We start from the raw sequence: 14449 nt of genomic DNA on the forward strand, positions 1-14449 counted from the left end.
GGGACGAACACAGCATCTCATTGGACCAGATGTAATCGCGTGTCACCCTCCCCGGATAAGGGCGCGGCAACATCTGCAGGAAGACTCAGTCGGAGATAAGTAAATTGCAACTCAAAGCAGAAAAAGCTTCGCGTCTTTTTCAGTTCCTTTCAGAGGTTCAAAAGCTGAAGGAAAAGCAGACTCTCTCGGTTCAGGATTATGCCAAGGAGGGTGCGGTCTTCTGGCTGGCCGATCTCCTGGATTACTCGGAAGGCGCCGGTGGGCGGCTGCGATTTGGTCCTACGCTTGGTGCCTCGCTGGCGTCATCCCGCGCCGAGGATGCAGGGGGTGAATCCGACGTTGTCTTCGTGCTCCCGCGGCCTCACTACCTCGAGTTCCCGTCGCCGGGCAAAGCCCTGCAAAACAGATTGTCCAACGACGGCAAAGATCCGTTTCGGCGGCCCGAGGTGGTGGAGAATGAGGCTCCGGCTCTCAATGGCTTCAACGCGGACGTGCCGACTGTTGAGGGAGATCCCTCATCATGGCTGCAGCTGTGGGACGCTTGGGCAGGGAACGAACGTTACAGAAGCCTCTATGAGAAGATGTTCGACCTGCAGACCAAGGCGAATCAACAGGCAGACGAGTTTGAGCTGATTCTGGGACTCGGAAGTCTCTACTGGGATGTTCCGGATGGCGAAACAATCGATCGTCCGCTGTTTACTCTCGATCTCGCGGTCGCGATGGACAAGCACAGCGGTCAGATCGAGGTGCGCATCAACGGGGACGTCATCACCCCTGAACTTGAGGTGGTTCCTCCTGAAAAGATGACGGATGGCCGGTTCATCGTCGATGTGAAGGCTGAAGTGGAGGAACTCGACGGGGACCTTCTTGACTTGGACACGTTCCAGGAGCTCGGCAAGCTGACCGCGAACAGCCTGAGTACCGACGCCGTCTTCGTGGACAGTCCGACAAAACCGAAGCGGTCTACGTACCCCGTTGTTTCTTGGGCCCCGTGCGTGATTCTACGGCGCCGGCGCCGGACAGGACTGGCCGTGAATTTCGCTCGGATTGCCTTGGAGATTCTGGAGACAGGTTGCATCCCTGCAGGACTGGCTGCTCTGATCGATGCAAACGACATCTCCGAAGTCAGCGAGAGTTCCGAGACTGGTGCGCTTTACGTCAACGACGGCGACATATTCAGCCCGCTCCCGCTGAACGATCGCCAGCAGGCCGTGATCGAGCGGGTCGACCGCAGTGCGCAGACAATCGTCCAGGGCCCGCCCGGCACCGGCAAGACCCATATGGCGGCAGCTCTTCTTTCGCATCTCTTGGCCCAGGGCAAGAGAGTACTAGTCACTGCGGAGACGGACCGAGCTCTCTTTGAACTGCGGGATAAGATGCCGGCCGAGATTCAGGAACTCGCGGTTTCCGTCATTGGTACAGGAAACGAGAACATGGCGGACCTCCGCGTCGCTATTGACACCATTGCGCGCCGCTCAACCGAGTTTGACGATGCGGACTCCCGATCGCGTATTGCATCGCTCACGGCTGAACTGGGGACGTTGGGGGAGCAACGGGCGCGTGCGGTTCGAGAGTGGACTGCACAAATGGCAGAGGAAAACTCTCCGATCGGCTCCCCTGGGTACGAAATGCCTATAGCCCGAGCGATTGAAAAATGGTTGAGCGAGGCCGATAAACATGAGTGGATCAACGAAGTTGAAGTACGCGACCCTCACACACCTTTCCCCTTGAGTGACGAAGAAGCGCAGCGATGGCTGGAACTACTGGAGGATCCCCGTCTTCGTGAACACGAGTCCCTGAGCCATGCAGACACCATCGACTTGGAAGCCATCAAACCGGCCAGTGCATTCCAGGCAATGTGTGATCGCCTAGAAAAGGCCGGCGAGGAGTTCCGAGTTGCTGCGACACACCTCGACTCCGACGACTTGAGGTCTTGGAGTTCGTTGACCGCAGACGACCGCAAAATAGTGATGGATAGCTTCGAGCAGGCTCAGAAGCTAGTGGCAGAGATGGAACAGGAGAGCCATCCTTGGTCCACTGAACTGCGCTCTAACAACGGTTTCGACCTCTCGGCGGAATACCGCCAGCTTGAAGACCTCCGCTCGAAGGTGGATGAAGTCGAACTTCTTGGAGCACCTCTCGAAGGCCTGAGGCGACTGACCGTCAATGAGGGTGCACCGGAAGACTACATCCCGATCGCGAAGAGTCTTGAGACGTTTCTCTCCGGAGGTGGGAAGATTCCCACCCGCGCAGATGGTTCGGTCAAGCCGCCGATGATCGGAAAGCGGATTATCCGAGATGCGATGCCGTTCTTCGACTCGGTGAGGATCGATGGCGTAGCTGCAACCACCTTACTTCAAATCCAACAGTATCTGGCGTACGTCGATGTCACTTGGGCACTTCAGGATCTTTACAGAAGCTGGCCTCACTTCGAACCCGACGAACAACGCGATCCGAGCAGCGCGATAGCTGCGTGTCGAATAGTGCTGAATGAATTCGACAAATCTCTGGGGCGCCATTCCAATCTGAACGATCTCATCACGACACTTCAGGATCTGGGTATCGACGCTGAACGAGGAGCTCTTGACCGGAATGTCCAGTCGGTACAGGAACTCAGCCGGGCTCACGAACGTGAAAAGTTCCTCGATGATGAGCGAGCTCGGTTTGACTCGTTCCAACGGAGCATTCGTAGCCTCCAATTCTCTGGACACGGATTGCTGTGGTTGGAAACCCTCACCCTCGCGGTGGAGCAAAGGGATTCTGCTCTCTACGCGGAATCTCTGGAAAGCGCACGGGAAGCGTACGAGCTTGCGTCAGCGGCGCGGGAGATTGCATTTCTATCACAAGCTGTACTTTCCTGGTCGCAAAACCTCTTCGACACAGTCCGTGAAGATCCCCACGATGAGACTTGGCGTTACCGGCTGCGCAACGCAGAGTCGGCGCGTCAGTGGCTGTTGGCGGGTCAGCTGATCGACGCGAGAAGCGAAACTGGCCTAACTCGTCTTCAACAGGACATCGCGCGTACCGAAATGAAGATATCTGCGACCGTCACTGAACTGGCTGCAGAGCGTGCATGGGCGCACGCCGTTGGTTCCTCACGCATTGATCCCGCAATGCGGTCCAACCTTGTGGCGTACACCCAGGCCGTGGCGCGCCTGGGCAAGGGAACCGGCAAGTACGCGGATTCTCACCGGCGAGACGTGAGGCGACACCTGGACAGTTGTCGGGGTGCAGTACCTGTCTGGATCATGCCGCTCTTCCGGGTCATCGACCAATTCAAACTGGAAGAGAATATGTTCGATGTGATCATCGTCGACGAAGCTTCGCAGGCGGGAGTGGATGCGGTATTCCTCCAGTATCTGGCTCCCCGGATCGTTGTCATCGGAGACAACAAGCAGGTGTCTCCGGCTGGAGTGGGTGTAGATCGACAGCCAATTGTTCACCTGGCGAAACAGTATCTCTATGACTTCGACAAGGTTGATGCCTGGATCGACCCGACGCGGTCACTGTTTGACGATGCCGAAATGCGTTACGGCGGAAGAATCGTTCTTCGCGAACACAGGCGATGCGTCCCGGAGATCATCGAGTTTTCGAACCAGATCGCGTACCGCCCGAACTCGATTGAACTCGTGCCGGTGCGGGAGGTGCTGCCGGGGAGACTGGCGCCATTCAAGGTGACCCGAACTCCGAATGCCGCACAACCGGTCACGAAGAAAAAGGTCATCAATATTGATGAAGCTGATGCTCTTATCGCGCGCCTCATTCAGTGTCTGGAAGACCCGGCCTACGAGGGAAAAACCTTGGGAGTGATCTCATTGCTGAGTTCCTCAGGGCAGGCTGATTACCTCAAGAATCGGCTTCTCGAGAAGCTGTCTCCGGAGGTATGGGAGGAGCGCGACCTCAAGGTCGGTAGCCCGGCTGAGTTCCAGGGAGCGGAACGCGATGTTGTCTTCCTGTCAATGGTGACAATGGTGCCCGTAGATGGGACGAAACGACTCGCCAAGCTGACTTCGGACACGTACATTCAGCGGTACAACGTAGCAGTCAGTCGAGCCAAGGATCAAGTCTGGTTGTTCCATTCCGCAGGGGTGGATAATTTTGACGGTGAGGATATCCGGGCGCGTCTGCTTCAGTACGCTTACAATGTGGCCACCGCCGCGCCGGAGGCGAAGTCCTCTTCTCTCGTGGCTGATGATGTCAAGGTGGAGCCGTTTGATTCCCTTTTCGAGCAACGTGTCTACAACGAGATCGTGGCACGCGGGTACTTCGTTGTACCCCAGTTCAATGCCTACGGATATCGCCTTGACCTGGTGGTGGAAGGCTCCAACGGGCGTTTGGCTATCGAATGTGACGGTGACCACTGGCATGGGGAGTCGCAGGCTCGTGCAGACAGAGCAAGGCAGCGGGAACTGGAACGGCTCGGCTGGCGTTTCGTCCGCATTTTCGAGTCTGATTTCTATCTGGACAAGCAGGAACAGATGCAGCGCGTGTTTGATGCTCTTGAGGAACGTGAGATATATCCGTATTCTTTGGACCCTTCTGCTACGGATGCACCGTCGAATATCGAGTATATTGAGTCACGGGCTGATCTTGAGGCGGACCGTCGCTTTTCCGTCGAATTGAGGGAGCTCCCTAAACTCACGGAAGATCGAGGGCTTGTAACGGACGCACATGCCCCGACTTTTGGAGATGAACTCGCAGTAGACGCGGAGAGCACCCCAGACTCGGACTACACCGTTGATTTCTCCGGTGTGTATGAAGAACCGACCGAGATCAACGTGCGGGAAGACGAATGGGGGCAGGCTGAGCTTCTTGAGCCTGAAACCGTTGTTTCACTCTCCCGCAACTGGGATCTTTTCTCCGTTGATTCGGAGGGTCCGGCAAAGGGAGCCAGTATTAGCGTCGAATCCGATCCTGTGGGATCCAGCGTGGGCATAAGCGAGTCAGAGGAACCGTCCCTTCCGCCGACACCATCGATGGGGGAATGGTCTCCGAAACTCACCAACGGTGATGTTCAGGCCTATCAGTTCGAAGTCGACTACGAGATGTTCAGTGGGTCATGTGTTTCGGTTCACACCGCCTCGGATGCAGAGATCACAAACGGACTTCTCGACATTCTTGCGGTGGAAGGTCCGATGCTTGGGCATCTTTTGATGTCCCGATACGTCAAAGCAGGCGGCGATTCAAAGGTCACCCGTCAGGTAAAATCGAAGTTGAACAGCGTGATAAGCCGATTGGTCTCCCGGAAGATCATCTGCTTCGATAACCCCACCAATGTCACCGGCAATATCGGTAGGACTTTTCACCTTCCCGACCAACCCACGGTGATCGCGCGCACCCGTGGGGAGCGGGAGCTGGCGGACATTCCGTACCGCGAGCTTCACGCGGTCATGGAATACGTGGGCACTCAGTTCGGTCTCGATGACTCCGAAGTGGTGATGCGTGAGACTCTGAAGACGTTCCACCTGAAGAGACTTACTGACAAGGCGAAAGATATCCTTGACGTGCCGCTGCAGAGGATCCGAGAAGAAGCCAGGTAGTATTCGCCGACGTTGTTCTTAGGAAGCGGCTTTCGGTTCCGTTGCGTGTCTCCTATTCCGCCATCTGGCGCACCGCCAATACATCCAACGTCAAGAGCATTGGTAGGTAGGGCTACGGCGAGAATTGGTGATGCCTACTAAGGTCCAACCTAGAAAAGTGCAGAGTCCCTTGATCGGAAACCTATCGAAGTTCTTCTAACCCAGCTCCACGCCGTCTGTGCTGACGGCGAAGCTGTAGAAGTCCACCGCACACATCACCCGGGTCTCGCCCTCCGCCACCGTGCAGAAGATGGGGCCCGTCGTGATTCGCTGACCGGGCTGGAGCGGCTGCGTGTTCTTCGTCGCCATGAAGATGCGGTTGGCGTTGTGCGTGGTCGCCGGTTCATTCTGGCGGATGGACAAGGCGCTGATGTCGCCCTCACCCTGGTGGGCGCACATGGCCAGCACGGAATCCTCCGAGTACATCTCGCAGTAGGTGCCGTCCGGGCCGACGAACTGCCCGCCCGGCTACTGCGGCATGATGTGGCTCGACGAGTAGCACGCGGCGCCGGTTTCCGGAACGGCGGAAATCTGGTCGACGAAGGAACTGCCCGGGATGCCCATCGACGGTTCCGCAGACTCTCCGGGTGGTTCGGTCGGGGAGAGCGTGCCTCGTCGGTGACGGTCTCTGTGGTCGTGTAGGTGACGGTGGCCTCCACCATCACGGGAGTGGCCTTGTTGTTGTCATCCGTGCAGGCGGTTAGTGTCGCCGCGAGCAGCGCGACACCGAGGATGCGGGGGAGAGGTGTGATGGGTGCCATAGGTGGACCGTGACAATTTCCGTTTGCGGGCGGAAGGATCTGTCGATAAGCGATCCCCGCAACGGAGTACCCTGGTTGCATGGCTTTCGCAGCAGAACAACCCGTCCTCTCGCACTCTGAGCACCGCCCGGTAGGCGAGATCGAGCGCAGTGACGGGCAATTCGAGGTCATCTCGGACTATCAGCCGGCGGGCGATCAGCCGCAGGCAATCAAGGAGCTCGACGAGCGGCTCAACCGGGGGGAGCGGGACATTGTGCTGCTCGGTGCCACGGGTACGGGTAAGTCGGCGACGGCGGCGTGGTTGATCGAGAAGCAGCAGCGTCCGACGCTGGTCATGGCGCCGAACAAGACACTGGCGGCGCAGCTGGCGAATGAGCTGCGGACTCTGTTGCCGAACAACTCAGTCGAGTACTTCGTCAGCTACTACGACTACTACCAGCCGGAGGCGTATATCGCGCAGACGGATACCTACATCGAGAAGGACTCCTCGATCAACGAGGACGTGGAACGCCTGCGCCACTCGGCGACATCCTCGTTGTTGAGCCGCCGCGACGTGGTGGTGGTGTCCTCCGTGTCCTGCATCTACGGCCTGGGCACCCCGCAGTCCTACCTCGACCGGTCGGTGGTCCTCGCGGTCAACGAGGAGGTGGAGCGCGACCGCTTCCTCCGCCTGCTGGTGGACATCCAGTACGACCGCAACGACATCGCCTTCCAGCGCGGCACCTTCCGGGTGAAGGGCGACACGGTCGACATCATTCCGGCGTACGAGGAGCTGGCGGTGCGCGTGGAGTTCTTCGGCGATGAGATCGACGCGCTCTACTACATCCACCCGCTCACCGGGGACGTCATCCGGCAGGTCGACGAGATCCGCATCTTCCCGGCGACCCATTACGTCGCCGGCCCCGAGCGGATGGAGAAGGCGGTCGCCGACATCAAGGCGGAGCTGGCGGAACGACTCTCCGACCTGGAGAATCGAGGCAAGCTGCTCGAGGCCCAGCGTCTGCGCATGCGCACGGAGTATGACCTGGAGATGATCGAGCAGGTCGGTTTCTGCTCGGGCATCGAGAATTATTCGCGTCATATCGACGGCCGTGGACCGGGCACCGCGCCGGCCACACTCATCGACTACTTCCCCGAGGACTTTCTCACCATCATTGACGAGTCGCACGTGACCGTCCCCCAGATCGGCGGCATGTACGAGGGAGACATGTCGCGCAAGCGCAACCTCGTGGAATTCGGGTTCCGCCTGCCGTCTGCCATGGACAACCGCCCGCTGACCTGGGAGGAGTTCGAGGCGCGGGTCGGCCAGACGGTCTACCTCTCGGCCACGCCGGGCAACTATGAGATGGCGGCCGCCGGGGGTGAGTTCGTCGAGCAGGTCATCCGCCCGACGGGCCTCGTCGACCCACAGGTGACGGTCCGTCCGACCCAGGGGCAGATCGACGATCTCATCCACGAGATCCGCGAGCGCACCGCGAAGAACGAGCGCGTCCTGGTCACCACCCTGACGAAGAAGATGGCCGAGGACCTCACGGACTACCTCCTGGAGAACGGGGTGAAGGTCCGCTACCTGCATTCGGACATCGATACGCTGCAGCGCGTCGAGCTGCTGCGGCAGCTGCGCCTCGGCGAATTCGATGTCCTGGTGGGCATCAACCTGCTGCGCGAGGGTCTCGACCTGCCCGAGGTCTCCCTCGTCGCGATTCTCGACGCCGACAAGGAGGGCTTCCTACGCTCCGCCACCTCCCTCATCCAGACCATCGGCCGCGCCGCTCGTAACGTGTCCGGCGAGGTCATCATGTACGCCGACAAGATCACGGACTCCATGGCACACGCCATCGAGGAGACCGAGCGGCGACGGGAGAAGCAGATCGCCTACAACAAGGAGCACGGCATCGACCCGCAGCCGCTGCGCAAGAAGATCGCCGACATTCTCGACCAGGTCTATGACACCGGGGATTCGGGTGAGGCGGGGGATGTGGCGGTCGTCGAGAAGCGAAACGTCGAGGACATGCCGGCCGAGCAGGTGCAGAAGCTCATTGACGACCTCACCGCCCAGATGGGCGCCGCCGCCCGCGAGCTCAAGTTCGAGCTGGCCGGCCGCCTGCGCGATGAGATCCTCGATCTGAAAAAGGAGCTGCGCGGCATGAAGGATCTTGGTATGTAGGATGATCATATGATCAATTACTCCAAGATCGCCGTGGGAACCGACGGTTCTGATTCCTCCCTCGAGGCCGTCCGCGCCGCCGCCAGCCTGGCGCGCGTGTACGACGCCGAGCTGATCATCATGTCCGCCTGGTACGCCGCCTCCGGATCCCTGCTCAACGCCCCGCATTCCGACGTCTCCTCCGTCCCCATCGTCGAGGAGGACGTTGCCGACGACCACCTGCGCACGGCCGCGGACGTCGCGAAGCAGGAGGGGGCCACCCGCATCGAGCTCCGCAAGATCGCGGGGGCACCCGCGGCCGCGCTCACCAAGGAGGTGGCCGAGCTCGGCGTCGACCTGCTGGTGGTGGGCAACAGGGGCGTCAATACCCTCACCGGTCGTGTCTTCGGCAACATTCCCACCGAGGTCGTGCGCAACTCCACGGTCAACGTCATGATCGTGAATACAGCACAGGACCGGATTTAGTCGACAATCGTTGTTAAACTGGCGGTCAACAAATCAATCCCGAGGAAAGGTCCCGAGAGGTTCATGAGCACCTACCAGAAGATCGTCGTCGGCACTGACGGCTCCAAGTCCTCCCTGCTGGCCGTCGAGCGCGCCGGCGCCATTGCTGCCGCCTTCGATGCCACCCTCATCATCGGCTGCGCCTACTACGAGAACAACGAGGACGCATCCAAGACCCTGCGTCAGGATTCCGTCACCATTCTCGGCGACGAGACCGCCCAGAAGAACCTCGCCGCCGGCGAGGAGGCCGCCAAGTCAGCCGGCGCGACCAAGATCGAGAAGGCCGTCCGCCCGGGTACCCCGGTCGAGGCTCTCATGTCCATCGTCAACGAGAACAATGCTGACCTGCTCGTCGTGGGCAACCGCGGCATCAACTCCCTGACCGGCCGCCTGCTGGGCTCCGTCCCCGCGGATGTTGCGCGCCAGTCCGACTGTGACGTCATGATCGTCCACACGGTCGACTAAACAGCTTATCGACGGCCCCGGAACCTGCTGGTCCCGGGCCCGTCGGCGTTCTACCTCTAGGTCATGCACTTGCACCCTGATCAACCAGAGCGCAGGTACCTGTCCCGGTTCGGAGTGTCGTGACGATACTTACATCGGCTATTCACCCTTGGAGGTGAGCTTTTACCGTCGGAGTAGCATCCACCGCCTGCTTCATGTGCATGAGCAGGTCGAGAGCCAGGTCCCTCCGCAGTTCTCGGTGGAACCTCTGGTTGGAGTATGACCGCAGACAGGCATAGCACGAGGTGTCAACGCCACAGCCACAGTTGGACACGCGCCGAATCGCTGCATCCACAACCTTCGGGAAAGCCTCTCTCACCTTGTTGGTGATGCCGGCACCGCCCGGAACCGTGTCGAAGAGAACAATCGTGGGGACACCGTCATGCGTGGCCATGGTCCCGTTGAGGTCGTCGCGGTTAATCTCTAATGCTTCGGATGCCGCCTCAATGAGGGCGTACATCGCGGGTCGCCAATCAGCGTAGTCAGTTCTGAGAAAAGTCGGGACGGAGATGTGTGTGATGTCCGTCTGGTAGGTGTGCCCCAGAGAGCGAGCTTCCGGCCAGGTACGGCACAATGCTTGGGTGCGGGGATTCTGGTGTTCTTTGGGTCTAGCGCTTTCGACGGGAGCGGCGAATCCACAGGTGTCGCAGTACCAGTATCCGCGTTGGTTCGAACCGGTCTCGAGAGCACCCATTTCTGTGCGCTCGGAGTAACGGATGAGCACCTGCGCCTTTTCGAGGCTTTCTCGATCGGCATACTCCATGGCGTTTGATTCGGAGCCGAATTTCTGAACAAACTCAATGCGTCCCCAATGACGGCGTGGAGGCGTCATTCCAACATTCCGCGGAGTTTTTCTGGCCACGAAGCCGTAGGTCGGAATGAGGAACTTTTTCGCGGCCGTCACCGACAGCTGACCGTGGCAGTGCGAGCATTCGTCGCCCGCTATGAATTCTGTCATAGAGGTCTGGATGTGGTGACAGTGTGGGCACTCGGTCCAGCTCCAACTGTGCAGCTTCTTCCCTGGCAGATGGCGGATGCCTGCGGACTCCCATAAATGTCCGCCGGCTACCACCTGTGACCCAGGGGCATAATCACTGATGGCCAGGAGCAGATCTCTCGACAGGTTGATTTTGCTGCCAGCGTCAGAGAAGTTTGTCTGGAGATCGACCGTGTCAACCGGGAAGCTGTATTTGGGCAACAAGTTCTTCTTCGCCAGATAACCGAGTAGGTGCTGGTCAACTAGGGTACGTATCGTGAACTTGTAGGCGTCAGCGGTGGTGCCACGTCCCTGACTCAGTAATTCTGATCGCATCCCGCTGAGAGTCTGGTAATCGTCTTCGACCTCCTCAGCGACATTGGTGAAGAGAGTCAGATAGTCTTTCGCCCAGCCTCCGCCACTGAGGTTCAGTGGTTCGTGTAGCTCCGGCGGCATGATCCGGTAGAGAGCATCGGTGATCTCTTGCGGGACCGGGGACAGGTATTCCTTCAGTAAGGGGAGACCTTTTTCCGCCAAAGAGCTATTCTTGGATCGGACGAGTTCTTCTTCAGGTAGGAAGAAGTCCGCGATTCGTGACCAGGTGCGCTCACGTTTGGCTTGCTCGCGGAGAAAGGAAGCGAACGCCACGGAGAATGCATGGCGCTTGGCAATACGGTCGTTCTCGATCTTGATGAAAGGCGCCGTCATATCACCGTCGATCATTGACACCGGGTCCTTGAAGATCGACATGTCATGCGCCCCGCGTTTCGCAAAGGTGAGGACGAACGCTGCGGATCCGGTGCGGCGGCCGGCGCGACCTGCACGCTGCACGTAATTGGCGGTCCGAGGCGGGACGTTGCGGAGCATCACAGACTGCAGATCACCGACGTCCACACCGAGTTCAAAGGTGGTGGAGCAGCTGAGGACGTTGATGTCCCCGGAAATGAAGCGCTTTTGCACTTCCGCGGCTTCTGTCGGCGTCCACTGCGCAGTGTGTTCTTTCGCGGAGAGTGGAACCATTTCCATGTGTTGCGCAAGATTACGGTAGTGGTTCTGTGACACATCGGGATCAGCCGGGTCGACGGTGTCCAGTGCTCCCGGACACCATCCGTTCGGGCACAGTCCCCGGATGTTGAAGGCGGTGACAGTGCGACAGGTGTTGCACGCGAACCAATCATGTGCGGCACCCGGGGAGACAAATAGAAGTTTGCTGTCCAGAGCGTAGTTCGGATCCTTGGGGTCAGGAACGCGGAGTATCTCTGACCTTACGAGGTCTTCCCAGATGAGCTTCAAAAAGGTGTCGACGTTCCGATCGTTGACGCCTGCCTGGCCCAAGTCCCTGAGAACCTTTGTGATCAGGTTCTTGCGGTTGTTGGTTCCGCGTTGCGGAATCCAAGAAAAAACTCGCTTCTTCGAATCGCGCCCGCCGTCGAAGCGGAAAGTCTGCTGTCCGGTACGCGGCGCGAACCGCTCGTCAACGAAATCAACGTAGTCGGGTGCGATGACCGCCCCCTTGTGCCGGACGTCCTGAACGAGGATATTCACGAAGTCTCTGGCAGCCCGTTCATCACCACTAAAAAGCGAGTTGAGCCGGGGCAGCAATTTCAACCGGGTCATTGCCTCGGGAGCCAACTCCACTCGGGCGAGGCCCATTCCTTCGGTTGAAAGGCGACGGGTGGTTGAAGCGAGGTCAGTAAACACCCACAGGCCCACTTCCCCCAGGAGTTCGTATTTGGAAAGGCGAATTGGCAATGCACGCGACTTCTGGGCAAGCTGGCCCGCTCGAATGATCCACCGCTCAAGCGGGGCACCTTGTGAAAATTCTTCGTCCTCGAGCGTCTCGACAAGAATGCGTCGTTCCAGGAGGCGTCCATAGGAGCTCTCCAGGTACGGGGCGGCATAGGCAGCCGCTTGGCGGGAGTCCGAGAAGGTCAGGAGTTTTCTGCCTGCTCCTACCTTGCGGGCGGATTCCTCGTCAGCTGCCTCCGGCAGAAGCTGGAATAGCGAAGTGGTCAGAACCGCAGGAGCAGCGTTGGCGTCGGTGAGAAGTCGGCGGATCAGATCACGTGCCCGGCCTCCACAGACAGTGCACGTCTCAAGCTTGCCACCCGGCTTCGGAAGCACGCGTACGGAGATCAGTTCCTTTCTCTGGCACCGTCCGTTCCGACAAGAGTGGAAAGTGTCGTCCATGAGCCTTCCGCACGCGACACAGAGTTTTGAGAGGGGAGGAAGCTCAGCCTCCGATATGGTTTCCGGTTCTTCCAGATCGTCTTCGTCCAACTCCGCAGACTGCGCCTCCTCCGACAGCACCACCCAGTGCGGGGTGTCTGTGGAACGGGTGCTGTCCGGTGGAACCAAATAGCCATCGTCGGTGAGTCCGTTGACGTGTACGGCTCCGCACTTGGTACAGGTGCCCAATTCGTAGGCCGGACGATCAGTTCCCGTGACGGTGATCTGCCTGTCGAGAGAAATCACAGGTTCGCCGTCCTCCCGGAAACCCAGGTAGGCACCCTCTGCTGCGCGGACAAACATGTGGTAGCGGGCCGCCAGTACAGGGACGCCGGAATCCGAGAGCACTACACTGCCCAATAGAACGAGCATGTGGGCCCGGTGCATGGCCTCTTCAACAGTGACGTCCGGCCACAGCCTCTGGCCGACGTCGGAAAGCGAGATGCTGTGTTCCGCCAACATGGCGCGGATCTCGACGATGTGCCGCTCCTCGGAGAGCACATCATAGGGTTCCCGCGGGCCAGCCTCGGCGTGGAGTGCGTTCCACAGGGCATCGTCGCCGATGGGGGCGTCGAAAAGCGTGGCTGGAAGCTCCCAGGTGGGCTTGTTCGGGCGACGGAGAATCTCCGCACGAACCAGGTCTTGCCGCAGCGGATTTTCCGCGATGTATTCGAAAGGCTCCCCGAAGAGCGTCGTTCCGAAGTCCATGATGCGCTTCTCGGTGCCTTCGAGTGAGGCACTTGTCGCGATGCACTGTAGGTGACGGTCGCGTCCAACCCGGTCCTTGAGCCGGCGTAACAGCATGGCGACCTCCGTGCCCTGGGCACCGGCGTACACATGCGCCTCGTCGAGGACGATGAACCGCCACTGGTTCGAGTACTCATCGTCGAAGAACGCGTTGTCCTCGGGACGCAAAAGCAGGTATTCGAGCATCGCGTAGTTGGTCAGCAGGATATGCGGAGGTGTCTCCTGCATCTGGTCTCGACTGATCAGTTCATTGGGTAGGGATTTCGCATCAGCTCCGTTGATTTCCCTGTAGATGGTCTCTGCATCCTGGAGCGTCTGCTTGGTTTCACCCGTGTAGCGGCCGAAGGTAATCTCCGGCTTGTCTGCGAGCAGTTCGCGAAGACGTTTGAGCTGGTCATTGGCCAGCGCATTCATCGGATAGAGCAGCAGTGCCCGTACTCCGGGGCCGAGTGTTCCAGCAGCCTGCTCTCTGAGCAGAGTGTCGATGATTGGGATGAGGAAGCTCTCCGTTTTGCCTGAGCCGGTACCGGTGGAGACGATGAGGTTCCGGCCGTCACGGACCTTTTTCAGAGCCCGCTCCTGGTGGCTGTAGAGAGGACGCTGCAGGGAAAAGACGGGGCTGAGTGAGCGGAAGGAATCGTGGAGGATCCCTTGTTGGATCAACTCCTCGGCGGTTGCTCCGGGAGCATAGGGAGGCGTCAGCTGGAGGATCGGCCCTTTGTTGAGGTTGGGGGCTTCATCCACCGCCCGGTGAAATTCCTGTGCAATCCTGCTGTTGCTGGGGCGCAGCATCGTCTTGAGGTACCTCCGGTAATCCCGGATGATGCTGTCGGAGGCTGCCACGGGATCGATGTTGCGAGAGCTGGCGTTGAGTGCTTGTAGACGCTCAGCCTCGGCGGGAGAAAGGGAAGCTTCTGGGAGGTCAAACTCCTCCGGGGGAAACAGTTCCTCAAAGCTGGGAAAATCTTCATTCGACATGGGG

Annotated in this window: 6 protein-coding genes; 4 read left to right on the forward strand and 2 right to left on the reverse strand. The window is 59.2% G+C overall.

All coding sequences use genetic code 11. The features are described from left to right. The first annotated feature begins 104 nt into the window (after nucleotides 1-104). Nucleotides 105-5540: an AAA domain-containing protein gene (locus tag ACFPUZ_RS07350; protein ID WP_377001155.1), complete on the forward strand. Its 5436-nt coding sequence runs from the start codon at nucleotides 105-107 to the stop codon at nucleotides 5538-5540. A 195-nt stretch (nucleotides 5541-5735) separates the two neighbouring features. Here ACFPUZ_RS07350 and ACFPUZ_RS07355 read toward each other — a convergent pair whose 3' ends face one another. Beyond that, nucleotides 5736-6005 (reverse strand): hypothetical protein, encoded by a 270-nt coding sequence (locus ACFPUZ_RS07355; RefSeq protein WP_377001157.1) that lies wholly within the window; start codon nucleotides 6003-6005, stop codon nucleotides 5736-5738. A gap of 414 nt (nucleotides 6006-6419) precedes the next feature. Between ACFPUZ_RS07355 and uvrB the strand changes: the two genes are divergently transcribed. The 3 genes from uvrB to ACFPUZ_RS07370 all read left to right on the forward strand — a co-directional run bounded on the left by uvrB (nucleotide 6420) and on the right by ACFPUZ_RS07370 (nucleotide 9476). After that, the gene (gene uvrB / locus ACFPUZ_RS07360; protein WP_377001159.1) at nucleotides 6420-8507 is read left to right on the forward strand and encodes an excinuclease ABC subunit UvrB; all 2088 of its coding nucleotides are present in this window, start codon (nucleotides 6420-6422) and stop codon (nucleotides 8505-8507) included. A gap of 9 nt (nucleotides 8508-8516) precedes the next feature. After that, nucleotides 8517-8972 carry a universal stress protein gene (locus ACFPUZ_RS07365; protein WP_377001161.1) on the forward strand — a complete coding sequence of 152 codons (456 nt, stop codon included), beginning with the start codon at nucleotides 8517-8519 and terminating at the stop codon, nucleotides 8970-8972. A 63-nt stretch (nucleotides 8973-9035) separates the two neighbouring features. After that, complete coding sequence (locus ACFPUZ_RS07370) at nucleotides 9036-9476, forward strand: universal stress protein (RefSeq protein ID WP_377001162.1); 441 nt, start codon at nucleotides 9036-9038, stop codon at nucleotides 9474-9476. A gap of 142 nt (nucleotides 9477-9618) precedes the next feature. Here ACFPUZ_RS07370 and ACFPUZ_RS07375 read toward each other — a convergent pair whose 3' ends face one another. After that, nucleotides 9619-14445: a DEAD/DEAH box helicase gene (locus ACFPUZ_RS07375; RefSeq protein ID WP_377001164.1), complete on the reverse strand. Its 4827-nt coding sequence runs from the start codon at nucleotides 14443-14445 to the stop codon at nucleotides 9619-9621. Nucleotides 14446-14449 lie beyond the last annotated feature (4 nt).

Source organism: Corynebacterium nasicanis (assembly GCF_042658165.1).
Lineage (GTDB): Bacteria > Actinomycetota > Actinomycetes > Mycobacteriales > Mycobacteriaceae > Corynebacterium > Corynebacterium nasicanis.

Coding starts and splice junctions, on each gene's coding strand:
- ACFPUZ_RS07375 (WP_377001164.1), bottom strand. CDS start 14,445: ATGTCGAATGAAGATTTTCCCAGCTTTGAGGAACTGTTTCCCCCGGAG.
- ACFPUZ_RS07355 (WP_377001157.1), bottom strand. CDS start 6,005: ATGTACTCGGAGGATTCCGTGCTGGCCATGTGCGCCCACCAGGGTGAG.
- ACFPUZ_RS07370 (WP_377001162.1), top strand. CDS start 9,036: ATGAGCACCTACCAGAAGATCGTCGTCGGCACTGACGGCTCCAAGTCC.
- ACFPUZ_RS07365 (WP_377001161.1), top strand. CDS start 8,517: ATGATCAATTACTCCAAGATCGCCGTGGGAACCGACGGTTCTGATTCC.
- uvrB (WP_377001159.1), top strand. CDS start 6,420: ATGGCTTTCGCAGCAGAACAACCCGTCCTCTCGCACTCTGAGCACCGC.